The organism is Paenibacillus hamazuiensis, from assembly GCF_023276405.1.
Lineage (GTDB): Bacteria > Bacillota > Bacilli > Paenibacillales > NBRC-103111 > Paenibacillus_AF > Paenibacillus_AF hamazuiensis.
Genome location: NZ_JALRMO010000001.1, coordinates 7,231,657 through 7,258,125, shown reverse-complemented (window position 1 = coordinate 7,258,125; position 26,469 = coordinate 7,231,657). Strand labels below are relative to the sequence as shown.

Below are 26,469 nucleotides of genomic sequence, written 5' to 3'. Positions count from 1 at the left end.
CCTTTTTCCCCTTTCTTATTTACGATATAAATATTTAGTGATGTAAAAGTCGGCTGAGGAACGTGCGCGCCCGCTCTTCCCGCGGATTCGCAAAAAATTCGTCCGGAGCCGCCTCCTCCACAATCTGCCCCTGGTCCATAAACACGACCCGGTCCGCCACCTCGCGGGCGAAGCCCATTTCGTGGGTGACGACGACCATCGTCATCCCTTCCTGCGCCAAATTGCGCATGACATCGAGCACCTCGCCGATCATCTCCGGATCGAGCGCCGACGTCGGCTCGTCGAACAGCATGATCTTCGGCTTCATCGCCAGTCCCCGGGCGATCGCCACCCGCTGCTGCTGCCCGCCGGACAACTGGGACGGGTACGAGTTCGCTTTGTCGGGAATGCCGACCTTCTTCAAGTAAAACATCGCCGTTTCGATCGCTTCCTCGCGAGGAACGCCGAGTACCTTGGTCGGAGCGAGCGTAATATTTTCCAGTACGGTTTTATGCGGATATAAGTTAAAATGTTGAAATACCATGCCGATGTCGCGCCGCAGCTTGTTGATATCCGATCTGCGGTCATTGACGGCGACGCCGCCCACCGTCAGCTCTCCGTCCGAGATCGTCTCCAGCCGGTTGATGCAGCGAAGCATCGTGCTTTTGCCGGAGCCGGACGGGCCGATGACCACGACGACTTCCCCTTGCTTGATCGTAAGATTAATGTTTTTAAGCACATGAAACTGCCCGTAATGCTTGTTCACATTGCGAAATTCAATCAAGATGTCACACCCCTTTCTGCAAAGATTTCCATGTCATAATTTGGTTATATATATGTAATTAATTATGACATACTAATCACATGCGGTAATTGTACAACGGTAAATTGGTTTTTTCAATACTTTTTTCCACTCCCACATGTCCTTACACTATGTTTACCCTGAACCCGATACATATATTCCCTTAAAATAGCGTTTCGGCAAACGCTCTCAATTTTGAAGGAACGGCAAGCAGAAAAATCCCCGGTTGTCCGCAATTAACCCGGCGCGGTTTACAGCAGCAAAAAAGCCGCACCCTTTTGTTAAAGGGGCGGCTTTTTTGCTGCCGGCCTATTCTATTAAAGCTCCTGCAGCTTTTAAAACCTGCTGCAGCTCCGCCACATCGATGTCGGCGGGTGCGACGCCACGTTTCACGGCAATGCCGGCGGCCGAGCCGGCCGCCTGCCCGGTCGCCATGCAGCTCGGCGTCAGACGGGTCGTCGCCAGCGCCTCGTGCGAGGTCGAGATGCAGCGGCCGCCGGTCAGCAGGTTGCCGACCTGCTTGGGCAGCAGGCAGCGGTACGGGATGTCGTACGCCCCGTCCCCCTGCACCCACGCCGCCGTTACTCCTTTGCCGGACGGATCGTGGATATCGATCGGGTAGCCGCTGCGCGCGATCACATCGGCAAAGCGGCGTCCCTGCACGACATCGTCCACCTGCAGCGGGTATTGCCCGTCGATGCGACGCGTCTCGCGGATGCCGATCTGGGCGCCGACCGAGGAGATCGATGCCTTTTCAAAGCCGGGCAGGTTGTCCCTCATAAACGCCGCGACCATCAGCACCTGCTTGCGTCCAAGCTCCTCGGCTTCGGTCAAATCCTCCACGTCGGTGCCGTCAAGCCCCTGCACGCGGGTCGTATTGACGAGCACCTCGTCCTCCGCCGGCCCGGTAAAAAACAGCACCTGATCGCGGTTGATCGGCAAATTCGCCGCCTTCCAATGCTTGTAGAAGCCGAGTACGCCCGACAGCGGCAAATGCGACAGCTCGGCGAACGGCGTTTTTTTGTAAAATTCGTCCGGATGCTCCAGCATATATTCCTTCACCCGCTGCAAATCGACGCCGCGCATGCGAAACTTCATCGTCATCGGCTGCGTCAGCTTGTCGCCGTCGCGCCCTTTCAGGCAGGGAGCCCCGGCCAAATAAGCGACATCGGCATCGCCGGTCGTATCGATAAACACTTGCCCCCGCACATCGATGCGGCCCGACTTCGACGTGAGCTGCACCGATTCGATGAGCCCCTGCGCGGTGTGCACCCGGTCGACAAAGCTGTGCAAGATCAGCTTCACGCCCGCTTCCTTCAGCATGTCGAGCGCAAGCACCTTATACACCTCCGGGTGATACGGCGTAATCGTGTGCACGAAGCCGACGGTGTCGCGCACATGTCCCGGAGACGCCCCCTGCTGCATAAGCCGGTCGATAATCTCCTGGGCAATCCCGGCAATCACCTGCTTGCCCCCGGTCGTATGGAACGTCATCCACGGGTAAACGAGCGCCGCGGTCGACATCCCCCCGATAAAGCCGTATTTTTCGATCAGCACGGTTTTCGCCCCGCTTCGCCCGGCCGCAATGGCCGCATTGACGCCCGCCGGACCGCCGCCCACCACAACGATATCCGCTTCGATTGTTTTGTCCATCGGTTGATCTCCCCTTCGTACGAATCGTTTGGTTCTCATTATAAAGTGCGGGGAGGTTTCCATTTAGTTTAAAATTGGTTTAAAATTAAAGCTAATCATCATGCCGGGAGGTGGCGCCGATGCCGCGAAAACGCATTACGCTGCAGCACCTGGCGGACGAGCTGGGGCTGACGATTCAAACCGTTTCCAAAGCTTTGCGCGGGCTTCCCGGCATGTCCGAAGAGACGCGCAGCGAGGTTGTCCGGCTCGCGCGCAAGCTCGGGTACTTGACGAAGGATCAGAAACAATCGCTCAGTCTGGAGCGCATTTCGCCATATCCGCTCATGCAGCGTCGGTTCGTGCTGATCCAAAACGAGCAGTCGCTGAACTTCAACCGGCTGCTGCTGCAGGGGCTCCACGAACGGTTTATGGAGTTCGGCCACCTCGTGCAGCCGCTGCTCGTCCCGCCGGGGCTTACCCCCAGGCGGTTCGAGGCTTGGGCGGAGGAGCAGGGGCTGGACTACGCCGAGGGAGTGTTTATCGCGCCGCGCATGGGCGGAGACTGGCTCGAGCGGAAGCTGCTCGCGCTGCCGATGCCGCGCATCATGCTCAATTTTCCGCCGCCGGAATCGAGAGTGGACAGCGTCATCTGGGACGTGTACGAGGCTATGTACCAGGCGGTGCGGCATCTGATCCGCCTCGGACATCGGCGGATCATGTACGTCGGCGACGCGGAGAGCCAGCGCGGCTTCGTGCTGCGCTGGCAGGCGTTCGCCGAAGCGATGAAAGAGGCCGGGCTGGCCGCGCCGCCCGAGGAGCACTGCCTGCGGCGCGAGGCCGGCGGCGGCTGGCTCGGCGATTTCGCCGAGCTGTACCGCCGCGCGCAGCCGACGGCCGTGATCTGCGGCATCGACGAGGAGGCCGCGCCGGTTTATTTCCGCCTGCGCGAGCTCGGCGCCGCGGTGCCGCAGACGTGCTCGTTCGTCGCGCTGCTGAACGAGCAGACGGAGCAGCTGCCGCTGTGCACGCGGCCGCAGCTGCTTATTCGCGAGGCGGGCTACCGCGCCGCCGACCGGATGCTGTGGCGGCTCGCCAACCCGCAGCTGCCTTACGAGCACATCCGGCTGCGCGGCGAGCTGTTCGTCGGCCGAACGACGCAGAAGCTGTAGCCGCGGAAGGCGGCGGCTCGCTCCGGTGGGCGCGGGGTATGACCGATGACCCCGCTTCGCCGGGGCTCATATGCCGGGCTTTTGTCCGAAACCCGATTCGCCACAAGCCGCCTTCGGGCATCATCTTCCAGACGGACACTGCTTCCGTTATTAAGCTCAATTCGACGCTTTTTCGGGCTCATCGGACATACGTTCCGTTATTCGTACTAAAATAGCGCCTTTTGTGATCGTTTGCAGCAAATAGCGCATCCTCGGTCCGGGAATCACCGCCGGCAAGCCGATCCAGGCAAATAGCGGCTTTTCTATCCGCATGGCTGTAGTCCTCCCCCTGATCCGGATTTCTTGTGCCCCACTAGCACCCTCCCCATCAAATCCGCTTGTTTGCCGCTTTCTGCCAACCGCCGCCGCCGCAACAATTCCACCGTCCACTCCGCCTCTCCTTGCCGCCCATGCATATTTGCGCCGCGCTTCTGAAACGATAACTGGGCAAGCAACTTTTTCAAGTTAGGAGGCTCTAGACATGGGGCGGGACGATAATCAGTACACGCGCGACAAAAACAAGCAGGCATCCCCGCAAGCGCCGCGCCGCGAAATGGCTTCGCAGCAGCCGGACACGGAATGGGCCAACGAGCTGGGAGAGAAATATGAGTTGGAAACGAGGCCCGGCTTTCCGCCTACCGGCGTAAGACGGAAGGATTAACCCGCAGCCACATCCAAAAAAAAGGACACATGCCATGTGCACCCAAAAAAGCGCACGGAACCTGTGTCCTTTTTCTATGGGCCGCTCATCCGGCCATCCGTTGCGCCGCACCCTTACACGGTTTATGATGTGGATATAAGCATTCCGTCGAAAGGAGATGCCGTATGGCCGATCATAAACACCGCGGTTACAAACCCGCCCCGCCGGACGGACGCGAACGGGCGTTTATCCCGCTGCCCGCGGATACGCTGGAGGATAAGGAAGCGAAGCTGGCTGCGGAAAACCGGCTCCGCAGCTGGGTGGACGAAGCGTACGAGGAGTTTGAGAAACGCGGCGGTTTCGACAATCTTCCGGGCAAAGGCAAGCCGCTGGAAGTGCCGACGGGCGACGTATGGGAGTCGATTTTGAAGCAGGCGAACGTGCCGCCGCCGTGGATCTTGCTCAGGCAGGAAGTGAAAAAAGGAATGGAAGAGATGCTGGAGCTGCTTCAGCGCACGCCGGAGCATCCTCACATCGACGAGCTGATCGCCGAGATCAACAAGCAGATCGAGGAGCTGAACCGGCAGGCTCCGAGCTTGTCGCTGCACCGCCGCAAAGTGACCCGGGAGACGATTGCCGCAGAGTATGGACGGTGGGTATAGACGTTCGGCCATTCAACAGCGGCTCCTGAAGGCGAGACCGGCCGCGCCGCCTAGTCCAGCGAGAAGCGGTACCCGAAGCCGCGCATACTCGGCACCCTCGGTTGCAAATAGACTTTAAACGCCAGCGACCGCGTTACGCATTTTCGAACATGGACAACGCGTACCTTTTTCCATAAAGAAGATCATACTGCACCATCTGGTAGTCGCGCAGCAGCTCCTGCTGATCCGCATTCAGATGCAGGGACGGCTGTCCCGCCTTGTCGATATATACGCTTCGCGTCAATCCGGGCAGCTGCTGCCGCACCGTCTCCAGCATTTGATAAAACGGCGGAAGCTGCAGTCCGGCGAGCCGGAACAAAAGCGGGCCGAAAAACGACGGCGACACGGTGCCCAGACGTTCCTGCTGCAAATGAAAATTCGCCGCTACGAGCAGCGGAGTTTCGTGCATAAACTGCTGCTGCTGTTCTTCGGACATGCCTGCCGTTCCTTTCTGGAACGTCGCATCGTCGAGAGCGGGCAGATGGTCTCCGAATACAAGGACAATCGTCGGCCTGTTGACGTCTTGAATCGAGTCGACCAAATATTGGATCGCCTTGTCGGTCGCCGCCGCGTTGTAAGAGTAGCTTTCCAGCTCTTCCTGCGCATTTCCGGACAACCCGCTCGCGGCAATGCGATCCGGACTTTGTATGGGCAAATGGTTTTGCATCGTCACCAGATGGACGAATTGAGGGCCGTCCCCGGAGTGAAGCACATCGACCACTTGCTTGACCGCCGACATATCGGAAATAAAGCCCCCTTCGCCCAGTTTGTCTTTATAAGCGATGTCATCCTGCGTAATAAACCGGTCGAAGCCCAATGTCGGGTAAACGCGATTGCGATTGTAAAACGTTCCGTCAAACGGATGCACCGCCGTCGTGTTATAGCCTTGCGATTTCAGGATGCTGACAATCGACGGGAAGCTGTTTTGTTTGACCAGAAGCTGCTGGTAAGGGGTTGCCCCTTCGGTTAAGAACGACATGGAAAGTCCGGTCAGCGCCTCAAACTCCACATTCGACGTTCCTCCGCCGAACATCGGGGACAGCGCATATCCTGACGGATAAGTTTCCTGGTATTTATGCAAACTACTCATTGGATCTTCGCTGAAAGTTATGCCGGAAAGCCTCGTCGGGTCGAATAAAGACTCATCCATCACGTAGACGATGTTCGGCTTATCCGCCGGGCCTGCGGCATCCTGCGCCGGGGTTGAATACTTTTGCGCTATTTGTTCTACGGCCGCCTCGCTGTAGCCGGGCGGTTCGTTTTGCATTTTGGCGCCGAAATTTTGCAGGAAAGCGATCATAAATCCGTTGAGCAGGTAATTTTCTTTCTGGTTCCAGTTATGGTCCACGACCCCCATCTTCGAAAGCGGCTTGGCAAATACGGCGTTTTGCATATTGAAGCAGAAAAACACCGTAAAAGCGAAGACGGCGATGCAGCAGATCCGGTAAGGCATGTTCTTCTTCGCTCCCGGAATCTTCAAGGTGCCGATCAGGATCAGCACGGCAAGCACGATGGCGGCAATGACCTTGCCGGGAGACGCAATATTCCGGGCGATGTTCATAAGCTCCGACAGATGCCGAAGCTGATTTAAATCCCACGGATAAATCGGCTCTCCCAGCAGCTCCAGCTTGTGATACTGGCTGAACGTCAGCGCCCCGAACGCGGCTGTCGCCAGCCCTATCGCAAAATAAGTATTGTTGAACAAGCCGTCCAGCCCCAGAATAATGGCAAACAAAATCGCTACGGACAGCGCGTACAAAGGCTTATGATCGTTAATCCAATAAATAAAGTTGTCCTGGAACGGTTTCAGCGATGCATATTGAAGCGACAAAGCCAGCACATTGGCCGTCAAAAAGGATAGAAGCAGGCTCCATATCCCATTTGATCGTTTCATCTTATCACCCTCCTTTTGGCTAACAACCCCCGTGTCTTTTGTCCGCAGTTCAAAAAAAGGCAGAAGAGCCCTCTTGTGACAGGCTCCTCCATAAAGTTGCGGACTCAGTTTTTACAATTTCATAATATTATCTTTACATGAAATTAACATTAATGCCGGCTGAATGATTACTGAAAGTTAATTTCCTTATTTCGGAAAATTACCGCATGCAAAAAATCCCGGCGCGGCCGAAAACGGCTGCAGCCGGGATGTCCGGGGCGGTCGGCCCCAAGCTCAACCCAATTATTCGTTTGTCCCTTTCGTACTCTCGTAAAGCTGCCGCACCTGCGCGTCCGTCAGCGCGTAGTTGTACAACCTCACGTCGTCGATGGCGCCGATCCAGGCTCGTGTATCTCCCGATTTCGGCTTGCCGATTCTGAGTACGTTCGTTCCGTCAATATTGTACACATCCGTAAGCAATCGCCTTCTCACTTCTTGCCCATCGATGTAGATTTTCGCCAGATTGCCCTTCCTTTGGACGGTCACATGCGTCCAGCCTCCCGCTTTAACCACGACGCCGTCGGTTCCTGTCAAAGCCTCCGCTCCGTCACCGCCGACGCGGAAGTTCATTTTGCCGAACCCTTGAGTCCGAACATACCAGCCTCTGGCGGCTGCCCCTACATCTCCGTACCAAAGCAGCGTCATAATGTCGTCGATCCGGTCCGGCTTCACCCATAAGGAAGCGGTGAATTCCCCTTTGCCGAATGCGAGACCTTCACCGTTTTTCACATCGACATAACCGCCGTTAAACTGCAGCGCCTGACCTGCTTTGCCCGCTACCGGAACAGTCCCGTTTGCCAGACCGTCGTTATGTTTTCCGCTCACGTCGGGCACCGTGCCGTCCGGTCCGATCTGGTCGAAGCTCCAGTGGCCGACGAGCTCTCCCTTCGGCAGCGTTTTGCGGACGGTGATCGCGTATTCGGCGAGACGTTTTCCTTTCGGCGATTCCACCGTCACGTTCACCCGCGTATCCCGTTCCGGGGCAAGCCGGACGATTTCGGCCTCCCCTCTGGCCACGGCGACTCCGTTCACCTTAACAACAGCCTCCGAATGCATCGGCAGTCTCGGCGCCAGCCCGACCTCCGTCACATCCTCCCTGACGTTCAGCGTGTAATCGAAGATGCCGGCGGACAACTTCGGACTAAGCTCGCCCGTATCCGTCTCCAGGCTCTCCAGCTGAGTGCCGTCGGTCAGCCACTCCAGATTCATCCGCGCGGCCCGGATGCCGTACCCTTTCTCGTACAGCACATGAATCGTTTGGTCCGGGGCGACGGCCACCTCGGAATACGCGCCTTGGCCCGGCTGAACGGATTTGCCGTACGCCCATGTTTTCCCGTCGTCCTCGCTCATGCGCAGCGTAATGTTTTGCCGGTCGGCCGGATCGTTGGCATTGATGAACAAAATGCGGTTATGCCCCTTGCCGCGGCCGAACGAATATCGGGCCGAGCTGCCGAAATTGCCCGGATCGATCAGCGTTTCGTCCAGCGTCGGCACACTCCAGCCATCGATCCCGGTGGCACTGACCGTGACGGCCCGCCGCTTCGCCGAGTTGCGCATATTGAGCATGACCGAGCCGTCCTGCAGCTCGACCGCCGTCGTCTCGCCCGGACTTCTCACCTCCGGCGTATCGTAAACAATCTCTCCCGCCTGCCACGACTGGCCGTGGTCATCGCTGTACACCGTCGCTACGACGGAAGGGCTATGGCTCGTATCGGTCGCTCCGTTCGCCAGCCATACCGGCGCCAGCAGCCGGCCGCTGCGCAGCTCGATGCCGTGCCCCGGCCCCGCCGCGATCACCTTCCAAGGAAAAGGCTTCGGCTGCTGGCCGTCTTCGCGGAACCGGTTCATCGTCGTTTGCGTGATATTCACGGGAGCGGACCAGGTCTGCCCTTCGTCGGTGCTTGCCGCATAAAACATCTCATGGTAATTTTTGCAGTACAGGAAGTGCACAACATCTCCGTCCTGCTCCGCTATCATCAGCGGATTGTTATAAGTGATGTTTTCGGAAGGCGCATTTTTCACCACCACCTGCAGCGGCCCCCACGTTCTGCCCCCATCCGCGCTTCGTTTCACGACCAAATCGATCTTGGCCCAGTCGCTGGCCGAATTTCTCGCCTCCGCATAGGCGATCAGCGTCCCTTTTCGCGTCACAACAAGCCCCGGGATACGTACGACGGGGTAACCTCCTTCGCCCGGTATAAACAACTCCTGCTCTGCAAACTGCGGTTTTTTCGCCACGTGCCCCTTCTCCTTCTTCAATTCTTCTGCAGCCCCGATGTTCTCAACTCCTCCGATAAGCATGACTGCGGCCAGCACAGCGGCAGCAGCTCTTTTCCAAATGGCGGACAGCATACCTTATTCCTCCTCGATAATCGGGATTCGGCGACCTCTACAATGAAATGATCCGGATTTACCTGGCTTTGTTCTGCTCGATGTATCTGTTTAATTTTTCTTCGTTTTCGCGCAGCACCGTGTTGATGTCCTTCTCGCCTTTCACAATCGGAGCGATGGACGCCCCGCCCATCATTTTTTGCGCTTCCTCGTCGTACCTGCTGACCGGATAAGCTTTGGCCGGCTGGGACAGGAAGGCCGCCTTCAGGTTTTTCCCCTGGAGGCTCGGGACGGCTTGCCCGAACTGCTCTTCGATGCTTTTGCCGGTCAATACCGGAAACCGCGCATGTCTGGCCATATCCGTCTGCACTTCCTCCGAAAGCACCGTCGCAATGACCTGGAACGCCTGATCTTTATATTTGCTCTGCCTTGTGACGTGCAGGATCCATTCGTCGACACCCATCGACGTGTTCGGCGACTCCGGAAATTGCGGATACTGCACCATATCCCAGTTCAGCCCCGCCGCATCCTTGAACAGCGGCAGCCGGTTAAGGCCCGGCAGCATGGCAAGCGTCTTGTCCTTCATAAACTGCGTTTCCGCAGCGGCGCCCAGCTTGTACTCTCCGTTACCGGGAATCGTGTAGACCGTTTTCAGCAGCTCATACACCCTTCTCCAGCCGTCGCTGTTTACAAGCGCCTTCTCCGTTTTCGGATCGACCATGCCGAGGCCTTTGGCCGAGGCGACGCGGAAGGAATAGTCCGGCTCGAGGCCGCGGTAACCGACCCCGCCGTCCGTTTTCGTCAGCTTGCGGGCGAGCTCGACGGTTTCGTCCCACGTCATCCCGTCTTTCGGATAAGGGACGCCGAACCGGTCGAACAGATCCTTGTTGTAATAAAGCGCGTGAAAATGCATCGTCCACGGGATGCCGATCAATTGATCGAAGCCGCTTGCGCTTTTTACCGATTCGACGGCGGCTTTGTTCAGCTTGGTCAGATCGAAGCCGAACTTGCGGATCAGCGGTTCCATGTCGTCCTGCAGATCCAGCGTCGTCAGGCGGTGAATGAGCGGATTGGCCGTCATGACCAGGTCGGGAGAGATCCCCGCCGCGACCACTTTGTCCAGCGACTGGTCTTTGGCCCCCGTATCGATAATTTCCAGCGTGATGTGCGGATATTTCTTTTTCACCGGCTCGATGATGTATTTATCCAGCTCGCCCGGTCCGAACCAGCCCTTGGTGACGGCGAATTTGAGCGTGACCGGTTCGTTTGCCGGCTTCGCTTGCTCCTGGCGGCCCGCCTCTCCATTCGGGCCCGTTTGCGGAACGCTCGCCCCGCCGGAGCATCCTTGCAGCGCCATGAGCAGCAGCGCGAGCGCCGCGACGGTACCGGCGCTTTTTTTCATGAGCATGTGTGCACTCCTTTCTTTGCAAGCTGGAACCGGACTCCTTGCAAGACCGAATTGTTTCCGCTTTCAATTCATGACATCCTGCCCCCTTCCGCGCTTATTTACGACGATTTTACTGCTTTCCGCCGCTGTGTTTATTGCAGTATTTAATCCGAATATTTCATTTTTCGAAAATAAATTTCCAGTTATAATGAGGGAAAGCCAGGCTGCAAATGGAGGGAGAATATGTATCCGCGATACTATTTCGAGTACCCGAACATGAACACCCGCTTTCCTTTTTATATGAAAAAGAAACGGTATACGAACGCGATTCCACCCCATCGGCACGATTTCATCGAGTTTTCGCTTGTGCTTGAAGGGCGCGGCAGCGAGTTCATCAACGGGGTCGAACACGTGATGCTGCCCGGTACGACGGTGCTTCTTCTCCCGCACCAAATTCATCATTTCCGTTCGCACCCGGACGATCCGCTGCTCATGTTCATTTGCAATTTCGGCACGGAGCTGCTGACGGAAGGCCCCGAAGCGGCGTGGGGGCTGCGCGATTTTATATTGGGCCGGGACCAAGCTCAAGCCGCGTTTGTCCATTTGGAAGGGGAGAACCGGGAGGAGGGTATACAAATTTGGGAAAAGCTGTTCAAGGAATATGAGCGCTCATTGCCGTGGAAGCCGATCGTGCTGAAGTCGCTGCTGCTCGAAGCGTTGGCCTTATTCGCTCGCAGCGGCAAGATTGCCGCACCGGAGGACCGGAGCTTCTGGGACAAACCCGCATCCAAAACAGCGAAAGGCATCTGGCCGATTGTCCAATACGTTCATGAGCACTACCTGGAGCCTTTGACGCTGGAGACGCTGTCCAAGCAATTCGGGGTACATCCGGTGCACATCAGCAAAATGTTCGGCGAGCAATACGGACTCCCGTTCGCCATGTTTCTTCGCGAGCTCCGCATTCGGCATGCCTGCAGCCTGCTGCTCACCTCCGACATGCCGATCGCGGAAGTCGCGTACGAATCGGGCTTTTCCTCCTATCCGACGTTTTCCCGTACTTTTCTGCGAATCAAAGGGACCACCCCCCGCGAGTATCGGGAGAAGCGGAATTGGTAGTAAAAACTCAAAAAAGCTTGAACCGGGGCATCCCTGCTTTCCGGTTCAAGCTTGTATCCTGCTTATGGCCAGCCGCGCATTTACGGCATTACATCTCCCGAATTCGGACCCAGCGTCTGGCCGGTGAACAGATTGCCGTCCGGCTCGGACGCGAGCAGAACCGCCGTCGGAGCGACCTCTTCCGGCAAACCGAAACGCGGAATCGCCAGCTCCTTCTTTTTCCGCTCCTTCCATGCGGGATCGATCCGCTCAACCAGCCTGGTCTCAATCGGGCCGGGCGCAATACAGTTAGCCGTAATGCCGTACCGGCCCAGCTCCAGCGCAACCGATTTGGTAAAGCCGATTACGCCCGCTTTGGCAGCGGCATAATGGCTTAATTCGTAACCTCCCTTTTGCGCGATTTGGGAAGCGATGTTGATGATTCGGCCGTAGCGACGGTCGATCATATGAGGAACAACGGCCCTGGTCATCAGGAAAACGGACTTTAAATCGACCTCGATCATACGATCCCACATTTCGACGGACATCTCGTGCACCAGGCTTTGCGTCAGGATGCCCGCATTGTTCACCAGGATATCGATCCGTCCGAACCTGGAGATCGTCCGTTCGACGAAGCCGCCGACGAAAGACTCGTCGGTAACATCCCCTTGGACGGCCATTACCTGGCACCCGCAGCTCTCCAATTCCCGAATGACCGCATCCACTTCCTCTTGCGGCTGGTTGTAATAATTGATCGCCAGATCGGCGCCTTCTTTGGCGAAGGCCAAGGCGATAGCTTTCCCGATCCCTTCACCCGCTCCGGTGATGACGGCGGTCTTGCCTTTTAAACGCATATGCCACTCCCCTCCCCTGATGTCCGCTAGAAATGAATAACCAGCTTAATGACGCCGTCCTTCTGGTGCTCGAACAGCTCGTAGGCTTCAAGCGCTTCGTCGATAGGCATCCTGTGGGTGATCATGCTGTTCAGAGACAAACGATGGTGCTTGACAAGCCGAATGAGCTGCAGCATCCGTTCCCGCCCTCCGGGACAAAGCGTGGTGACGATCCGGTGATCGCCCATCCCGCCGGCGAACGTCTCGATCGGAATGGTCACATGCCCGGAGTAAATCCCGACGCTGGAAACCGTGCCGCCCCTCCGTATGACCTTCATGCAGTTCTCGAACGTCGTCTGGCTGCCCAGCGCTTCAATCGCCACATCCGCTCCTTTGCCCTCGGTCAGCTTCATGATCTCTTCGACCACATCGATCTTGCGAAAATCGAGCACCGCATCGGCGCCCATTTTTTCCGCGATCTTCAGACGTTCCGGATTGCCGTCCACGCCTATGACAAGGCTTGCTCCTTTCAGCTTGGCGCCCGCAATGGCGCAAAGCCCTACAGGGCCGCAAGCGAAGACGACAACCGTATCGCCGACCTGAATATCGGCTTTCTCCGCCGCAGCGATTCCTGTCGAACCGATGTCCGACACGAGCAGCACGTCTTCGTCGCCAAGCTCGTCCGGCACCTTGGTCAAGTTAAACTCCGGGAACGGCATTTTGAAATATTCCGCATGCGTTCCGTCGACCGTATTTCCGAGCCTCCAGCCTCCGGGATGCCGATGGTCCCCCTCCGGCCCAATACACTGGGACGATAATCCTTTCTGGCAGTAGTAACACTGTCCGCAAGGCGTACAGGAGCCGCACATCACCCGGTCGCCGACCCGGAACCCGCGAATACCTTCGCCGATTTCGTGAATTACGCCCACATGCTCGTGCCCCAGCACCCGGCCCTCATCCACCGGATGCTCGCCGTGCAGAATGTGAATATCCGTACCGCAAATCGTTGTCGAGGTAGTCCGGATGACCACCTCGCCCGGGCCCGCCTTCGGAATCGGCTTATATTCCAGCACAGGCTTCCCTATTCCGCGAAACACAACGGCCTTCATCCAGCCGTCCGGGGCCGGCACCCCTTTGATCACTTTCTCAGCCGTATAGTCCGCTATCGTCATAACGTTTTCTCCCCCGCTTCCTTAGGCATGAATGATTTCCATCTTCGACAAATCCGCTTTGGCGCCCAAAATCGCCTGAAAGGAATGAAGCGATTGAAGCAAAGCGTCCGCCTCAACCGATTTCATGATAAAGACCACTTGGGACCGCCGTTCGCATGATTCCGGCCAGGCAGACAGATGTTCGGGCGGGTGGATGATATGCTGAACCCCGTTAAGCAGGACCGGGCCCGGGCCCCCGACATCAAGCAGCCCCTTCACCCGCATGATCTTGTCTCCGTGTGCATGAAGCAGCATGCTGAGCCACAGTCCGAACGCATTCCAATCGATCGGCCGGTCGAAGGTTAGCGATAAGGAGCGCGCAGCCTGCTGCGGGTGGGAGGGAGCGGGCGCCGGCAGCCCTGCGCCCCAAATCAAGTCCCTCCCCGTCCCCGGCCCGGAAAACAAACGTCCGGCATCCGTCTCCCCATATACGGCAATGGCGATTTCAGCCAATGGATTGAGCCGAGAGATCTCGCTCATCACCTCGGCCTTGGTTTCCTCCGAAACCAGATCGGTTTTCGTAATGACGATCCGGTCCGCCGCCGCCACCTGCTTCGCGGTTTCCGGATGCCGCTCCAGATGAAGCCCGGCGTTTACGGCATCCACAACGGTAATGATCCGCTCGACTTCGTAATGATGCTGCAGCACGGGGTTGGACAGAATCGTGAACAAAATCGGCGCCGGGTCGGCGAGCCCGCTCGTCTCAAGCACGACCCGCTCCAGACCGGGAATTTCGCCGCTCTGATCCTTGTTCAGCAGATCGGTCAATTCCTTGACCAGGTCCTCCCGCACCGTGCAGCATAGACAGCCCCCGCTGATCAGGCGGGCCCGCTCATCAACTTGTCTCAGCAGATGGTGATCGAGTCCCACTTGACCGAACTCGTTGACCAGAACGGCCGTATTGCGCAGGGAAGGATCCTTCAGCATATTCACAAGCAGCGTCGTTTTGCCGCTTCCGAGATATCCGGTTACGATGGTTACAGGCCGTTTCATGGCTGCCGCCCCCTTCTTTGCTGTGCTTAATCGCCGGCCCCGTTCAAGTAAGCGTTAAGACCGGGATCGAGCGGGTCCAGCGGCCTTCCGGCGAGCTTCTCCGCCTGGGCCCATAGCCCGCCTAAATCCTGTACGATTTCCGAGCGCCCCTTCTTGTCGCGGACGATAAATTTAACCCCGTTCCAGTCCTCGACCTTCAGTCCGTAATACGCAAGCACCCGGTTCGCCAGCCGGATGCGCCGATGGCGCTCCCGTGGCTCCGATCCGGAAGATGCCGCCGCACCGGTCGTACGTTTACGGTCCGTCCAATGAATTTGCAGTACCGACTCTCCGCAAAGCACGCACATAGGATCCGCCCCTCGCCGGTTCTATAGGTTCCTTGGAAATCTTTCTTTATAGTCCCTGGCGATTTCGTCAAAAGTCGCCCAGCGCACGCCCTCGTGGCTGTTGATATATTCGATGATGCGCTCATGCATCATAAGCACCTGAGGCCTGCCGCTGACGTCGGGATGGATCGTCATCGTAAATACGGCATAATCGTTCTCCCGGTACACCCAGTCGAACTGGTCCTTCCACATCTGCTCGATATCTCTCGGATTCACGAAGCCGTGGCTGTTCGGCGATTTCTTAATGAACATCATCGGCGGCAGATCGTCCAGATACCAGTTGGCCGGAATTTCGATCAGATCCGTTTCTTGCCCCCGAACCAACGGTTTCATCCATGTCTCCGCCGGCTGCTCGTAGTCGATATTGGTCCAGCTGTCCCCCACCCGCACATAGTAAGGCGAAAAATCGTTATGCATCAGGCTGTGATCGTACATAATGCCGTGCTTGAGCAGAAGCTCGTTCGTAATTTTGGAAAATTCCCACCATGGAGCTACGTATCCGGTGGGCCGCTTACCCGAAACCTTCTCGATGAGGTCGATACATTTGAGCAAAATGGTCTCTTCCTGCTGCGCCGTCATCGCGATTGGGTTCTCGTGGGAATAACCGTGCAATCCGATTTCATGCCCCGCTTCGACGACCATTTTCGTCTGCTCCGGGAAGGTTTCGATCGAGTGGCCGGGAATAAACCACGTCGTTTTCAAATTGTACTTGTCGAACAGCTTCAGCAAACGGGGCGTGCCGATCTCGCCGGCAAACAAACCGCGGGAAATATCGTCCGGGGAATCCTCGCCGCCGTACGACCCGAGCCAGCCGGCTACCGCGTCCACATCCACGCCATACGCTACCAATATTTCTTTTTTCTTCGTCATGTTCGAGCAGCTCCTTATCGGTTTATTGTGAGATTTCTTCCAATTCTTTGGACGGCGAGATTGACCTTGCTCCGAACATCAGGAGTCCCGACAGCACAAGCGGGATGACCCCGGCCAGGAAGATGGAGGATACCGTGCTGAAATGACTCAAAGCCAGCGTAAACACCAGCGATCCGAAGATCGCCCCTACCGGTCCCATCGCATTGATGAAAGCCGCTCCCGTCCCCCGGATCCGCGTCGGGAACGATTCTCCCATATAGGAATAGAGCGCCGCATAGGAACCGATCAGGAAAAATAATCCGACGCTGTAGGAAATCAGCACCGGCCAGTAGCCTTCGGCCAGGAACAGCATGAAGGAGAAGCCGAGCGCCGCCATGATCCAGGCGAAAATGATCGTTCCTCTTCTGCCGAATTTGTCGCCCAGGTAGCCATGCGTGATATACCCGACATAAGCCAGGCCGTTGGAGAAAATCAGCATAAAGAGCGAGTTGTCGAACGATATGCCTTTCCCTTCCGTAAGCACTGTAGTCGATAAGACGGAAAACATCTGGATCGCAAACCAATTGAACATATGCGCAATCCCCAGGAAAATCGTATGCTTGCGGATATCCGAAGCGAACAGCTGCGTCATCGACATTTTGGTCATTTTCTCGCTGTCGATGCCGTGCAGTTGACCGAGCTCCTTGGCCTCCTCCATTTTCCCCGCTTGAATCAGCTTCCGAACCTCGCGCATTTGCTCGTATTTGGGTGATTCCTTGAGCTTAATGCGCAGCAGCATGATGATGACGGCCGGAATCGTTCCGACGAAGAAGACCCCTCGCCAGCCGATATGGGGAAGCAGCTGAGCCGTGATAAAGGAAGCGAACAGCACGCCGATCGGCCAACCGCCCTGAATGAAGCTGTAGACAAACCCCCGCTTTTTGGCCCCGGATAATTCGGACAGGTACGTCGTATTGACCGCCTGCTCCGAGAAACCGAGCCCGGATAAAGCGCGCACGACGATCAGATAGAGCGGTCCCATCGTAAGTCCCGTAAGCCCCGAGCTTACGGCCGCCCCCGCCGTGGTCAGCATCAGCGCATTGCGCCGGCCGAAATAGTCCGTGATCGGACCGACCATCAGCGACACGATCAAGGTGGTCACCGACACCCACATGGCGATTTCGGCGCTCTTGGCCGTACTCCACCCGAACTCGCCGGACATGACGGGAAGCAGCGTTCCGAAAAGAATGAAATCATAGGTGGAGAACACCCAGGCAAAAAACGCCACAATCGATGCGTACACGATGCTGCCTTTCGATACCGTACCTTCTTCCTTCCTCACCTTCACCGTATCCGCCGTTTCCAGCCCTGCCCCTTCGACTTTCAATGCATTCGTTTCCATAGTTCCACCGCCTTTTCCTTCGTAAAATTAATGATGATACACGTCTTTCATCAATTGGCGGTTGAGGTCTCTGAGGTACGGAATTTTCCTGCGCTGGACGGCCACGAAATCCAGATCAATTTCGGACACGATGACCTCATCCGTCGCTTCGGCCTCTGCGAGAACCTTGCCGGTCGGATCGACAATCCGGCTTTTGCCGCCGAACTCCGTTTCGTTCTTCTCCGTTCCCGTCCGGTTGCACGCAATGACATACACTCCGTTTTCCAAAGCCCTTGACCGGCTCGCCACATCCCATGCGTAATAACGCTCTTTGCCGAAAGCCGAAGGGTAAGCGATGATATCCGCACCCTGTAAGGTCAAGCTTCGGGCCCCTTCGGGAAATCCGATCTCATAGCAAATTTGCAGTCCGAGCCGGGCGAAGCCAAGATCAAACACCGGCAGCTCCCAGCCTTTTGCGAATCGCAGATGTTCCTTATCCCACAGATGCGTTTTCCGGTACGAGCCGATGAAGCCTTCGGGACCGACTGCAAAAGCAGTATCGTACACGACGCCGTTCACCGCGCATTTCTCCAGGATACAGCCTACGATATAAACCTGATGCGTTCTGCATATCCTCTCCAGCCATTCCGTTGTCTCCCCGGGCACAGTCTCAGCCAGCTCCGGGTCTCTCTCCTCCACCCGGTAACCCGTATTGAACAATTCCGGCAGCACAATCAGCTTTGCCCCTTGTTCCACCGCCTGCTGAAGGAGCCTGTCGGCCTTCTCCAAATTGTTCCCTTTGCTGCCGAGTAAGCAATCCATTTGAACGGCCGCCACCTTCACGCCTTTACCCCTCCTCTAATGTAATATTTAGGTAAGAATTAATGACATAACGTGTTGCGTATGTCCTTACGCATATTAAAACACAGAGGACAAGAAAGGCACAATATAAGCGACTCGTAAAACCTATGCATTTACGCATAAGTCATGAAGGCATAAAACATAACATCAGAAATGTCGGTCTTCAAAAAGATTGCGCTTACATTTGATTTTTCGACTGTTCAGCCGAAATTTTCATGTCAGGTTGGGAAAAATGCAGATTTGCATAACTTTTAAAAAGCAGCGGGGACACGTCACTTGCCGTACTGCTGAAGCTTCCGACTTACCGTCGATTGATTCACGCCCAGCGCCTCGGCCATCTTGGTCGTTGAACCGTACTTCTCTTGGGCAAGCGTCAGCAATTCTTTTTCAAGCGATTCGACGGCTTCTTTGAGCGGCACGATCCGGTTGATTTGAATGAGCTTTTGGCCGGAGCGATTGGGGTCCATGTATTCGGGCAAATGCTCGATTTCAATCCATTCGCTGTCCACGGTAACAAGCAGACGCTCCACAATATTTTGCAGCTCGCGGGCGTTGCCGGGCCATTCGTAATCCTGCAGCGTTTTCAGCAAACGGGGGTTAAACTTCTTGCTGATGCCGTATTTTTTGTTGATGCGGTCCGCGAAATGAAGAATCAGCGGAATAACGTCCTCCCGGCGTTCGCGGAGCGGAGGAATAGCCATCGGCACAACGTTGAGCAAATAGTACAGATCTTTGCGGAACAGCCCTTTGCGGACTCTCTCTTCCAAATCGACGCTGGTGGAGGCGATCACACGCAAATTAAGCGGCGCCGTACCGGCGGCATGGGATACCTTCCTTTCCTGCATGGCGCGGTACACCTTCACCTGCAGGGACAGGGGGAGCTGATCGATATCGTCGAGAAACAAAGTTCCCCCGTTCGCCGTAACAAACGACCCCGAATGTCCGTTTACCGTCGCCTCCAAAGAGCCGAACAGCTCCATTTCGAGCACGCTTTCCGGAATGCCGCCGCAGTTCACGCTGATAAAAGGACCGCTTTCCCTCTCGCTCCATTTGTGAATCAGCGAAGCGATCAGCTCCTTGCCGACGCCGGATTCACCGAACAACAAGACTGTGGAATCCACCTTCGAGATCTTCTCGGCCAGCAAGATGACGCGCTTCATCTTCTCGCTGCGGTAAATGAGCTGATTGTCGATATCATTTTTGATCCGCAAATTCATCAGCTCCTGCCGGTACCCTTCCGACAGCTGCTTCATCGCGGTAAGCTCGTTTTTGAGCCGGCTGACCTCGGTAATGTCTCTCGAGGCGTTGACGACCCGGATGATTTGTCCGTTCTCGTCCATGATCGGAACGCCGACAACCATCAGGCGCCGTCCCGTCTTCGTGGTCTGCGTCATGGATATCTTTTCTTTCTTCTCCAGGACCAGCCGGGTGATGGAAGGCGAATACACACCTTCCTTTTCCAACTGATATACGCTTTTGCCGACTAATTCGCTTTCCTTATACCCCCAGAGCCGTTCGGAGGCCGAGCTGACCCTGAGCGTGATCCCTTGTCCGTCCGACACGTAGATGACATCGTACGAGATGTCGAAAATCGCTTTCAAATCGACATCCAGGTTTTTATAGGAATCCATTTGCTTGACGAGATGCTCGAACCGGTCCATTTGCTGAAAAACGATCAGAAGGCCGCCTTCGACTCCTTCGTAACGGGTGATTTGGGCGATAAAATGTTGATCCCCGAACTTGAACTGCCGAGGGCTCGAACCGTCACAAGCTTCTGCTGCGATTTCATCCGCAAGGATGGTGGGAAATGCGGCGTTCCAGCTTGCGCCCAGCATCTGCTCCCGGCTGCAGTATAATTCGCTGCAGGCAAAGCGGTTCAGCCACACCACATGTTTGTCCGCATTCAGAATGACAACCCCGAACGGCAATGTCTCCGCGAACTCTTTTTTGTCTTCCGATACCGAATCGGCCAACAATCTTATCACTCCCTGCCCATACGCCTTGTAGTTTTAGAAATCATAATATGACTTCCGAGCGAGCGTCAACCGGAAATGGCAATAGCGCCGGAACATGTACGGCACCGAACAAAAAAATAACCCGGAAGCGAACATACATTCTGTTCACCTCTGGGTTTTTGTGGTAGTATGGACAAGTACAATTGAATCTTGAGTGGGCGTGGTTTCCCTTCGAAAGGAGGTGAGACCATGGAGTTGAAAGACGCAATACCCATCATGATTTTATTCGCAACTTTTGTCATAGCTCTTTTAACATACATCGGGAATAACTACAAGAGAAAGTAAAAACCCACCCCAAGGTTCCAGCCGAAGGTGGGTTTTTGCCCTTTTAAACCGGAAGGGATAATCCCATCCAAGCCAATTGTATAGCCGAGTGTTAGCCTCACTCGGCTTCAATATATAAATAATACCATATATATAATTTATTGAAAACCATTTAAAGCAAATATTTCAACCCGCATCTTGCTGCTGCAACAGCACAAGGAGGTCGTCAAAATGGATTCTTTGCGTTACCCCATAGGGCCATTTGTACCGATTCCCGCTCCTCCCCCCGAAGAGCGGCAAACGTTCATCCGTCAATTGTCGGAAATCGTCCCGACTCTCAGAAATACGCTTCAGGATATCGCCCCGGGCGATTTGCACACCCCTTATCGCAAGGACGGTTGGACCGTACAGCAGATCGTGCATCATTTAGCGGATAATGATATCAACGCATACCTGCGTTTTAAAAGAGCGTTGACGGAAGATTCGCCAACTGCGAGTTCCTACCGCGAAGATCTTTGGGCGGAGCTGAGCGACTATAAGGATGCCCCTATCGAAATGTCGCTCGCGCTGCTGGAAGCGCTTCACAACCGATTTCTCGCATTGCTGCAAAACTTGCACCCGCTCGATTTCAGAAGAACATTACAAACCGAAGCGCTGGGCAAGATCACACTCGATACGGCGCTTCAGCGATTTGTCTGGCACCACCGGCACCATCTCGGGCAAATAACATCGTTCATTGACGCGCGGCAATTCGCTCATAGCCAGGATCGCGAAAAGCTGCCGGTCAAATCCGATGTCGTGCTGCTTAGAAGAACCGCGGGAAACGACCTCGATTATGTTTTGCAGACCGAGCAAGACCCGGAAAATCAGCCGTTTATTCTATCCTGGCCGCGGGAAAAGCATCTGGAAGCGATAGACAGCAGCGATCATCTTCACCTTATCATCGAATCGCCCGATGGCAGCCGCGTCGGTTATGTCATATTGGCCGGGCTGGAAAACCGCAACCACTGCACCGAGCTGCTGCGGATTGCCGTATCGGATAAAGGCCGGGGGTACGGCAAAGAAGCGATCCGGCTCATTCAGGAATATGTATTTGACAGCTTGAAGGCTCATCGGCTCTGGCTTGACGTTAAAGAACACAACCAAAGGGCTCGAAAGCTTTACGAAAAAGCGGGATTCGCCACCGAAGGAAAACTTAGAGACTGCATCCGAAATGGTGACTCCTACGAATCGCTGGTCATCATGGGGCTGCTCGAACCTAATTACAGGTTATTTAACCGGATCTGCCAAGGAGCTGAATGAATGTCCGATTACAATTGGGACGATAAAGTTAACTATCTGAAAAATACACACCCAAACAAGTGCTTGAAAAGATGATAGACAGCACCATTGACGGAGGCAAGGTGATCTGTTTCGAACCTCACTGGATTGGCAATATGTCGGGTTATTGCCTTGATGGCGCTGATCAATCCGGCATCGTCCCGCTGGGCAACCTGCAAAAGCTGTTTGAAGAGGATGCGCGCCGCACCGGGAAAGATGGAAACATCGGGATGAAGCTGCCGATTTACTTCAGCCAGCTAGGCTTGCACGATGTGCAGTGCAGGGTTAGCGATAAGGTGAATTTTTTAAATCCGCACGACCATTCACCTGCTCAGCATGATTTATACAAATCTCTCAAGGAAGAAGGGATCGGCACTACTCCCGGAGAACGCGAAAAATTCGTCCGGTTCCTCATGGACAGGGGCCTTTCTTCCGAAGAAGCCGTCCGGCAGTACGAAGCCGAGTTATTGCTTTCGCAAACCTTCCGCTCCGGCTCGTATCTGGCCTATGCGCCCAATATGAAAATAACGTTCGGCACCGTAAAGATCAATTTCTGACGGGCAATCCGCCCCACCGTACCCTATCTTGAGCCAAGGTCGGCCAAAATATGCAAAGACCGCCCATGGTAAGGCGGTCTTTTTCGCGCATTACAATATCAAAGCTCCGGCAATGCCGCACAGCACGCCGAGAACGACGACGGAACCGGCAACAAACCAGATGACCTTCCTCGGGAACGATTTGGAAATCATCAGCAGGGAAGGCAGGCTGACCGGCGGCAAAGTTAGCAGCAGCGCTGCGGCGGGGCCCGTCCCAAGCCCGAACGACATCATCGTCTGCACGATCGGAATTTCGCCGGCCGTCGGAATCACAAACAGCATGCCTGCGATAGCGAAGCCGATAATCACGAGCAGGCTGTTTCCTACCGTTTCCCCGACCGCCGGGAACATCCATGCGCGAGCGGCTCCAAGCACCAGAACAGCGATCACATAAGCCGGAACTATATGAAGCAGCATCGTGCCGATCGTCCGCCCCCATCTGGCCAGAAACGGCGCGGATTGCTCCGCCTTCGCTTCCGCTTCGTAAGAGCGGATGGCGTCCGGAACCCGGGCTGCAGGGGCGAACCGGTTGGCGAAGTAGCTGACGCCGAATGTAAGCAGAAGCCCGAAAACAAGCCGGAGCACCGTAAACTTCCATGACAGGACAAAGGTCATAAAGATCAAGGTAGCCGGGTTAATCGTCGGATTGCCGAGCCAAAAAGCAAGGCTCGCGCCCACCGAAACGTTCTTCTTGCGAAGGCCGACGGCGAGCGGAGCCGCGCAGCACGTGCACATCATGCCGGGAATCGAAGCAAGCCCGCCGAAGGCCGTGCTTTTAAAGCTCGCATTCCCCATCGTTCTTAAAAGCCACTGCGTCGGAATGAGCACCTGCACGAGCGAACCGAGAATAATCCCCAGAACCGCCGCTTTCCATACGGAAGTATAATACGCTTTCGCATACTCCCACGCGGCGGTCCAGGAAGGGGCCGGAGCCGCCGGATTTTTACCCGAAACGATCGAGGCCCCGATCGAATGCTTGACAGCCGCATCGAAGGCTTTATTCCAATACGGTACCCATTTGACATAGGTTAACCCGGCGACAGCGATCAGCACAAACACCACCGCCGAGATGATCATTTTTTTATTGACGGGTTCCCTTGTATATTCTGAACCTGTATGCTGCGACATAAGCTCCTCCAATATCAAATGTTTCGTCCTCGCTTTGGACATTATACACCTTCGGCTTCACAAGTTGAATCCCTTACAAAGTAATTCCACAAAGTGAAGTATCCCCTTTGCCAAGAAAAAGCACAGGCTTGCAGCCTGTGCTTTTTCACGGGAATATGCGCATGAATGGCTCTAAACTACGCTGGTTTTGCCCGTATTGCTGTCGATGACATCCGGATCGTTTACCGAGGAGATCGGGATATTGGCCGGAGACAAGTCGCCGTTTAATTCTCCGAACGCTTGGTTTCTTTTGTAGCTGAGAAACACATCTATGTTTTGCAGGGAGCCGAAGTTGACAACGCTCTGGTTATCTATGGTGTTTACTTTGAAGCCCAGCATGTTTATTTGGGTGGGTGTAAATGACAGCAAAATTATCACTCCTCATTTTATGATGCATAGTTACAGCAGGCTGATTTTGCCTGTAGGTGTGTCGATCAGGTCGCTGTCCGTTACCCATGATAGAGACATGAACATCGGGGAGGCATCGCCGTTTTGTTCGCCGATCCCTTGACTGCGTTTGTAGGACACGAACGTATCGATATGTTGGCTTGGGCCCATATTAAGCGTCGCCGAATGGTCTATCGCATTAACTTTATATCCGAGGACATTGATCGTGACCGGGGCAAAAAGCACCTGCCTCACTCTCCTCTGGCAATTGGAATTGGAAACGAATCGGATGTAAAGGTAGAGTTGGAATCGTTCAAGTCCCGATCGTCCACGTGGCTTCTTGTCGCTATGAATGCCGTTCCGTCTCCCATATTTTGTCCGAGCCCCATCGTCTTCTTATCCGAGTTGTGCCACTCCGCGAGTAAATTTTGTCCGACATTGATGGCCGAAGCATTTTCAAACGAATTGACTTTAATGATGCCGATATTGATCACAATCTGAGGAGGCGAAGCCGACATTTTCGAGCACCTCCGGATTAGCTTTTGTTCAATTTTTTGCTTGACAAATCCGCGATATCATCGTCCAGCACCAGGCTGATGGTATCGAAACGAAAGCAGCGATCGGCGAATTGCTGGCCGATGCCTTGCGTTTTTTTGGCACAGACGTTTCGGTTGATTTCCAGTGCAGACCCAAAGGAAATGGTGCCCAAATGATCCGCGTTATTGATTTTCATTTTTCCGATGTTGATTTCAGTCGGCACAAATACCATGGGCAAATTCCTTTCCGAAATTAGTATTTTTTCTATCTTATTCTCCGCACCTCGCAAGTATGAGCGGCAGGCCGCCAAAAAAATGTCCGCGGCTTGCTCCAATCGTTCCGGTTGGAATGAATTTTTCAAAAGAACAATATGATTTATTACAGTAGACTAGCCTATTCGCGGATCAGCGATGGGAGCTGATCCCTCACGGATAACTTTCACGTCGAAAGATGGTGCGATATGGACCCGGAAAAAATCAGCAAATGGATGGATATCGCGAAGCAATTTGCCGGCGGAGACTTCTGGACGGATATTTTCGAACAGCCTGCCTCCAAAAAAACGGAAGGCAAACCCCCGGCGGACGAACATCCGCAGGAGGCGTGGCCTCGGGTCGACATCCTTTGCCAGCAGCAGGATCTTCTCATTCTGATCGATTTGCCGGGTATCGCCAAAGAGGATGTCGAGCTTTCGCTCGCCGGAGAGCTGCTGCATATCAAAGGAACGGCCAAACCTCTGATTCCGGATGCTTCCCCTCTCGTTTCCGAGCGGCCGAGCGGCCCTTTCCAACGAACCGTTCGGCTGCCGGGTAAAGTGGATCCGGGAACGGTCCGTATCACCGCATCGTTCCACAGCGGGGTGCTCATCATCCGGATTCCGGCGGCAGCCGCTATGCGAACCAGCATCCCTATCGACTGACTTAAGCCCAAGGCCTATTGAAAAAAAGCGGCAGCAATCGATCAGAAACGGAGTGGTAACCGCATGTTCTTCGCACAATGGCTTCGCCAAATCATATCCGCAGCGGATACGGATAAAGCCCTCCTCGAACAACGGCTCGCCGAAGTGGAAAAGAAGCTGGCCTCCCTCGCCCATGAGGAGCCCGGGTGCGGGAAAGACCAATCCGCCCCTGCCATCGTTATCGAACAGCTGCATATCGACAAGCTGGTGGTGGAAAAGCTGGAGCACAGCAACAATTTCGGGGCGCTCGGCATTAAAGAGCTCGGGGGGAAATTAAACATCGGAGTCAACTATACGGGACCGATTCCAGAGAACATACAGGAGGAGATGTTCCCTTGGGTTAACAAGCCGGAATCGAAGCCGCCGGCCGCCGGCAAAGAAACCAAAAAGGACCAGACGGGCTCCGGTCCTGCATGCAACATCAGGGCGCGACCGGCCCATTAATTTAGCGGATGTATTTGGTCCGGTGCGTATATATCCAGTTTTTCTTCATCTCTTTGACCCAGCCCTCTTCCTTGCGGACGACATGCTCGGCATAATCGTCGAACGTTTCGAATTCCTCCGGGGTCGGCTCCACAAGCCGGCTGCCGGTAGGCAAATCATATTCGATCAGAATGCCGTATTTCGCCGCGATATGGTGCGTAATATGCATCAGCAGGAAATCCTCCCACGTGGTGGCGTCGAATTCCCGCCAAAACCTCCATCCTTTCGCTTCCTCCTCCACATTGATCCCATCTATGCAGAGCATCTCTTCCGGTTCGATCACAAAGCCTTCCGGCACTTTCCGGACCGTAAAATCCCACTCCTCCGCAAACAGCTGCAGCTCCTCTTCCATGGAAAACGCTTTAGAGGACAGCACGATGTTGGACATGTTCAACCTCCTTGATTTCGGCATCGCTATTCTGAATACATTCGCTGCGGGGAGCCGTTGTTCCTGCCGGCTGCACTTCCCAATAAAGCTTCCCGGACATACACCCGCTGGGCTCCGGCGGAATAGGCTGTCGTA

29 protein-coding genes are annotated in these 26,469 nt (G+C 55.2%); 9 read left to right on the top strand and 20 right to left on the bottom strand.

All coding sequences use genetic code 11. From position 1 onward, the window contains the following. Positions 1-34: 34 nt before the first annotated feature. Both MYS68_RS31890 and MYS68_RS31885 read right to left on the bottom strand, forming a co-directional pair. Complete coding sequence (locus MYS68_RS31890) at positions 35-763, bottom strand: amino acid ABC transporter ATP-binding protein (protein WP_248929649.1); 729 nt, start codon at positions 761-763, stop codon at positions 35-37. 327 nt (positions 764-1,090) lie between these two features. Beyond that, a complete protein-coding gene (locus MYS68_RS31885) occupies positions 1,091-2,473 on the bottom strand; it encodes an FAD-dependent oxidoreductase (protein ID WP_275983580.1) in 1,383 nt (460 codons plus the stop codon). Between the two features lie 80 nt (positions 2,474-2,553). On the opposite strand from MYS68_RS31885, the gene MYS68_RS31880 reads away from it, so the two are divergent. After that, positions 2,554-3,582 carry a LacI family DNA-binding transcriptional regulator gene (locus MYS68_RS31880; protein ID WP_248929647.1) on the top strand — a complete coding sequence of 343 codons (1,029 nt, stop codon included), beginning with the start codon at positions 2,554-2,556 and terminating at the stop codon, positions 3,580-3,582. A 156-nt stretch (positions 3,583-3,738) separates the two neighbouring features. Here the strand turns inward: MYS68_RS31880 and MYS68_RS31875 are convergent, their stop codons facing one another. After that, positions 3,739-3,894, bottom strand: coding sequence for a hypothetical protein (locus tag MYS68_RS31875; protein WP_248929646.1), 156 nt, complete (start codon positions 3,892-3,894; stop codon positions 3,739-3,741). 208 nt (positions 3,895-4,102) lie between these two features. Here MYS68_RS31875 and MYS68_RS31870 point away from each other — a divergent pair, with 208 nt between their 5' ends. Together MYS68_RS31870 and MYS68_RS31865 are read left to right on the top strand one after the other, a co-directional pair. Continuing rightward, on the top strand, positions 4,103-4,282 hold the full coding sequence (locus MYS68_RS31870; protein ID WP_248929645.1) for a YfhD family protein: 180 nt from the start codon (positions 4,103-4,105) through the stop codon (positions 4,280-4,282). Between the two features lie 164 nt (positions 4,283-4,446). Further along, positions 4,447-4,923 (top strand): DnaJ family domain-containing protein, encoded by a 477-nt coding sequence (locus MYS68_RS31865; protein WP_248929644.1) that lies wholly within the window; start codon positions 4,447-4,449, stop codon positions 4,921-4,923. Positions 4,924-5,056: 133 nt separating this feature from the next. Here MYS68_RS31865 and MYS68_RS31860 read toward each other — a convergent pair whose 3' ends face one another. From MYS68_RS31860 to MYS68_RS31850, 3 genes are all read right to left on the bottom strand, one after another. Further along, positions 5,057-6,856 (bottom strand): LTA synthase family protein, encoded by a 1,800-nt coding sequence (locus MYS68_RS31860; RefSeq protein WP_248929643.1) that lies wholly within the window; start codon positions 6,854-6,856, stop codon positions 5,057-5,059. 282 nt (positions 6,857-7,138) lie between these two features. Next, positions 7,139-9,247, bottom strand: coding sequence for a LamG-like jellyroll fold domain-containing protein (locus MYS68_RS31855; protein ID WP_248929642.1), 2,109 nt, complete (start codon positions 9,245-9,247; stop codon positions 7,139-7,141). 58 nt (positions 9,248-9,305) lie between these two features. Next, on the bottom strand, positions 9,306-10,634 hold the full coding sequence (locus tag MYS68_RS31850) for an ABC transporter substrate-binding protein (RefSeq protein WP_248929641.1): 1,329 nt from the start codon (positions 10,632-10,634) through the stop codon (positions 9,306-9,308). A 222-nt stretch (positions 10,635-10,856) separates the two neighbouring features. Here MYS68_RS31850 and MYS68_RS31845 point away from each other — a divergent pair, with 222 nt between their 5' ends. Beyond that, positions 10,857-11,729 (top strand): AraC family transcriptional regulator, encoded by an 873-nt coding sequence (locus MYS68_RS31845; RefSeq protein ID WP_248929640.1) that lies wholly within the window; start codon positions 10,857-10,859, stop codon positions 11,727-11,729. Positions 11,730-11,809: 80 nt separating this feature from the next. On the opposite strand, the gene MYS68_RS31840 is transcribed toward MYS68_RS31845, so the two are convergent. From MYS68_RS31840 to MYS68_RS31805, 8 genes are all read right to left on the bottom strand, one after another. Further along, the gene (locus MYS68_RS31840; protein WP_248929639.1) at positions 11,810-12,562 is read right to left on the bottom strand and encodes an SDR family NAD(P)-dependent oxidoreductase; all 753 of its coding nucleotides are present in this window, start codon (positions 12,560-12,562) and stop codon (positions 11,810-11,812) included. A gap of 26 nt (positions 12,563-12,588) precedes the next feature. After that, positions 12,589-13,713 (bottom strand): zinc-binding dehydrogenase, encoded by a 1,125-nt coding sequence (locus MYS68_RS31835; RefSeq protein ID WP_248929638.1) that lies wholly within the window; start codon positions 13,711-13,713, stop codon positions 12,589-12,591. A gap of 21 nt (positions 13,714-13,734) precedes the next feature. Continuing rightward, a complete protein-coding gene (locus MYS68_RS31830) occupies positions 13,735-14,745 on the bottom strand; it encodes a CobW family GTP-binding protein (protein ID WP_248929637.1) in 1,011 nt (336 codons plus the stop codon). Between the two features lie 26 nt (positions 14,746-14,771). Beyond that, a complete protein-coding gene (locus MYS68_RS31825; protein WP_248929636.1) occupies positions 14,772-15,092 on the bottom strand; it encodes a hypothetical protein in 321 nt (106 codons plus the stop codon). 21 nt (positions 15,093-15,113) lie between these two features. Further along, positions 15,114-16,001 (bottom strand): polysaccharide deacetylase family protein, encoded by an 888-nt coding sequence (locus MYS68_RS31820; RefSeq protein WP_248929635.1) that lies wholly within the window; start codon positions 15,999-16,001, stop codon positions 15,114-15,116. Positions 16,002-16,023: 22 nt separating this feature from the next. Then, positions 16,024-17,382, bottom strand: coding sequence for an MFS transporter (locus MYS68_RS31815; RefSeq protein ID WP_248929634.1), 1,359 nt, complete (start codon positions 17,380-17,382; stop codon positions 16,024-16,026). Between the two features lie 27 nt (positions 17,383-17,409). After that, positions 17,410-18,204 (bottom strand): carbon-nitrogen hydrolase family protein, encoded by a 795-nt coding sequence (locus MYS68_RS31810; RefSeq protein WP_248929633.1) that lies wholly within the window; start codon positions 18,202-18,204, stop codon positions 17,410-17,412. Positions 18,205-18,494: 290 nt separating this feature from the next. After that, positions 18,495-20,198 (bottom strand): sigma 54-interacting transcriptional regulator, encoded by a 1,704-nt coding sequence (locus MYS68_RS31805; protein ID WP_248929632.1) that lies wholly within the window; start codon positions 20,196-20,198, stop codon positions 18,495-18,497. 228 nt (positions 20,199-20,426) lie between these two features. On the opposite strand from MYS68_RS31805, the gene MYS68_RS31800 reads away from it, so the two are divergent. From MYS68_RS31800 to MYS68_RS31785, 3 genes are all read left to right on the top strand, one after another. Further along, positions 20,427-20,522 carry a putative holin-like toxin gene (locus MYS68_RS31800; protein WP_338043637.1) on the top strand — a complete coding sequence of 32 codons (96 nt, stop codon included), beginning with the start codon at positions 20,427-20,429 and terminating at the stop codon, positions 20,520-20,522. 210 nt (positions 20,523-20,732) lie between these two features. Then, positions 20,733-21,803 carry a YfiT family bacillithiol transferase gene (locus tag MYS68_RS38965; RefSeq protein ID WP_338043636.1) on the top strand — a complete coding sequence of 357 codons (1,071 nt, stop codon included), beginning with the start codon at positions 20,733-20,735 and terminating at the stop codon, positions 21,801-21,803. Positions 21,804-21,874: 71 nt separating this feature from the next. Continuing rightward, a complete protein-coding gene (locus tag MYS68_RS31785) occupies positions 21,875-22,378 on the top strand; it encodes a hypothetical protein (RefSeq protein ID WP_248929631.1) in 504 nt (167 codons plus the stop codon). A gap of 90 nt (positions 22,379-22,468) precedes the next feature. Here the strand turns inward: MYS68_RS31785 and MYS68_RS31780 are convergent, their stop codons facing one another. The 5 genes from MYS68_RS31780 to MYS68_RS31760 form a co-directional block, all read right to left on the bottom strand. After that, positions 22,469-23,545: a permease gene (locus MYS68_RS31780; RefSeq protein WP_248929630.1), complete on the bottom strand. Its 1,077-nt coding sequence runs from the start codon at positions 23,543-23,545 to the stop codon at positions 22,469-22,471. Between the two features lie 171 nt (positions 23,546-23,716). Further along, entirely contained in the window at positions 23,717-23,953 is a 237-nt protein-coding gene (locus MYS68_RS31775) for a hypothetical protein (RefSeq protein WP_420852173.1), read from the bottom strand. A gap of 30 nt (positions 23,954-23,983) precedes the next feature. Beyond that, positions 23,984-24,217: a hypothetical protein gene (locus MYS68_RS31770; RefSeq protein ID WP_248929629.1), complete on the bottom strand. Its 234-nt coding sequence runs from the start codon at positions 24,215-24,217 to the stop codon at positions 23,984-23,986. A gap of 5 nt (positions 24,218-24,222) precedes the next feature. Then, positions 24,223-24,489 (bottom strand): hypothetical protein, encoded by a 267-nt coding sequence (locus MYS68_RS31765; RefSeq protein ID WP_248929628.1) that lies wholly within the window; start codon positions 24,487-24,489, stop codon positions 24,223-24,225. Between the two features lie 17 nt (positions 24,490-24,506). Beyond that, positions 24,507-24,740: a hypothetical protein gene (locus MYS68_RS31760; RefSeq protein ID WP_248929627.1), complete on the bottom strand. Its 234-nt coding sequence runs from the start codon at positions 24,738-24,740 to the stop codon at positions 24,507-24,509. Between the two features lie 228 nt (positions 24,741-24,968). On the opposite strand from MYS68_RS31760, the gene MYS68_RS31755 reads away from it, so the two are divergent. Further along, entirely contained in the window at positions 24,969-25,424 is a 456-nt protein-coding gene (locus tag MYS68_RS31755; RefSeq protein ID WP_248929626.1) for an Hsp20/alpha crystallin family protein, read from the top strand. A gap of 63 nt (positions 25,425-25,487) precedes the next feature. Beyond that, positions 25,488-25,907: a hypothetical protein gene (locus MYS68_RS31750; RefSeq protein ID WP_248929625.1), complete on the top strand. Its 420-nt coding sequence runs from the start codon at positions 25,488-25,490 to the stop codon at positions 25,905-25,907. Between the two features lies 1 nt (position 25,908). Here the strand turns inward: MYS68_RS31750 and MYS68_RS31745 are convergent, their stop codons facing one another. Further along, positions 25,909-26,334, bottom strand: a complete 426-nt coding sequence (locus MYS68_RS31745) for a hypothetical protein (RefSeq protein WP_248929624.1) — start codon at positions 26,332-26,334, stop codon at positions 25,909-25,911. Between the last annotated feature and the right edge of the window lie 135 nt (positions 26,335-26,469).

Excerpts from the sequence above, each read along its gene's own strand:
- MYS68_RS31830 (WP_248929637.1), bottom strand. The coding sequence starts at position 14,745 with ATGAAACGGCCTGTAACCATCGTAACCGGATATCTCGGAAGCGGCAAA.
- MYS68_RS31800 (WP_338043637.1), top strand. The coding sequence starts at position 20,427 with ATGGAGTTGAAAGACGCAATACCCATCATGATTTTATTCGCAACTTTT.
- MYS68_RS31850 (WP_248929641.1), bottom strand. The coding sequence starts at position 10,634 with ATGCTCATGAAAAAAAGCGCCGGTACCGTCGCGGCGCTCGCGCTGCTG.
- MYS68_RS31855 (WP_248929642.1), bottom strand. The coding sequence starts at position 9,247 with ATGCTGTCCGCCATTTGGAAAAGAGCTGCTGCCGCTGTGCTGGCCGCA.
- MYS68_RS31820 (WP_248929635.1), bottom strand. The coding sequence starts at position 16,001 with ATGACGAAGAAAAAAGAAATATTGGTAGCGTATGGCGTGGATGTGGAC.
- MYS68_RS31880 (WP_248929647.1), top strand. The coding sequence starts at position 2,554 with ATGCCGCGAAAACGCATTACGCTGCAGCACCTGGCGGACGAGCTGGGG.
- MYS68_RS31765 (WP_248929628.1), bottom strand. The coding sequence starts at position 24,489 with ATGTCGGCTTCGCCTCCTCAGATTGTGATCAATATCGGCATCATTAAA.
- MYS68_RS38965 (WP_338043636.1), top strand. The coding sequence starts at position 20,733 with ATGGATTCTTTGCGTTACCCCATAGGGCCATTTGTACCGATTCCCGCT.
- MYS68_RS31860 (WP_248929643.1), bottom strand. The coding sequence starts at position 6,856 with ATGAAACGATCAAATGGGATATGGAGCCTGCTTCTATCCTTTTTGACG.
- MYS68_RS31870 (WP_248929645.1), top strand. The coding sequence starts at position 4,103 with ATGGGGCGGGACGATAATCAGTACACGCGCGACAAAAACAAGCAGGCA.
- MYS68_RS31785 (WP_248929631.1), top strand. The coding sequence starts at position 21,875 with ATGATAGACAGCACCATTGACGGAGGCAAGGTGATCTGTTTCGAACCT.
- MYS68_RS31780 (WP_248929630.1), bottom strand. The coding sequence starts at position 23,545 with ATGTCGCAGCATACAGGTTCAGAATATACAAGGGAACCCGTCAATAAA.
- MYS68_RS31815 (WP_248929634.1), bottom strand. The coding sequence starts at position 17,382 with ATGGAAACGAATGCATTGAAAGTCGAAGGGGCAGGGCTGGAAACGGCG.
- MYS68_RS31865 (WP_248929644.1), top strand. The coding sequence starts at position 4,447 with ATGGCCGATCATAAACACCGCGGTTACAAACCCGCCCCGCCGGACGGA.
- MYS68_RS31840 (WP_248929639.1), bottom strand. The coding sequence starts at position 12,562 with ATGCGTTTAAAAGGCAAGACCGCCGTCATCACCGGAGCGGGTGAAGGG.
- MYS68_RS31760 (WP_248929627.1), bottom strand. The coding sequence starts at position 24,740 with ATGGTATTTGTGCCGACTGAAATCAACATCGGAAAAATGAAAATCAAT.
- MYS68_RS31755 (WP_248929626.1), top strand. The coding sequence starts at position 24,969 with ATGGACCCGGAAAAAATCAGCAAATGGATGGATATCGCGAAGCAATTT.
- MYS68_RS31745 (WP_248929624.1), bottom strand. The coding sequence starts at position 26,334 with ATGTCCAACATCGTGCTGTCCTCTAAAGCGTTTTCCATGGAAGAGGAG.
- MYS68_RS31875 (WP_248929646.1), bottom strand. The coding sequence starts at position 3,894 with ATGCGGATAGAAAAGCCGCTATTTGCCTGGATCGGCTTGCCGGCGGTG.
- MYS68_RS31885 (WP_275983580.1), bottom strand. The coding sequence starts at position 2,473 with ATGAGAACCAAACGATTCGTACGAAGGGGAGATCAACCGATGGACAAA.
- MYS68_RS31835 (WP_248929638.1), bottom strand. The coding sequence starts at position 13,713 with ATGACGATAGCGGACTATACGGCTGAGAAAGTGATCAAAGGGGTGCCG.
- MYS68_RS31750 (WP_248929625.1), top strand. The coding sequence starts at position 25,488 with ATGTTCTTCGCACAATGGCTTCGCCAAATCATATCCGCAGCGGATACG.
- MYS68_RS31825 (WP_248929636.1), bottom strand. The coding sequence starts at position 15,092 with ATGTGCGTGCTTTGCGGAGAGTCGGTACTGCAAATTCATTGGACGGAC.
- MYS68_RS31845 (WP_248929640.1), top strand. The coding sequence starts at position 10,857 with ATGTATCCGCGATACTATTTCGAGTACCCGAACATGAACACCCGCTTT.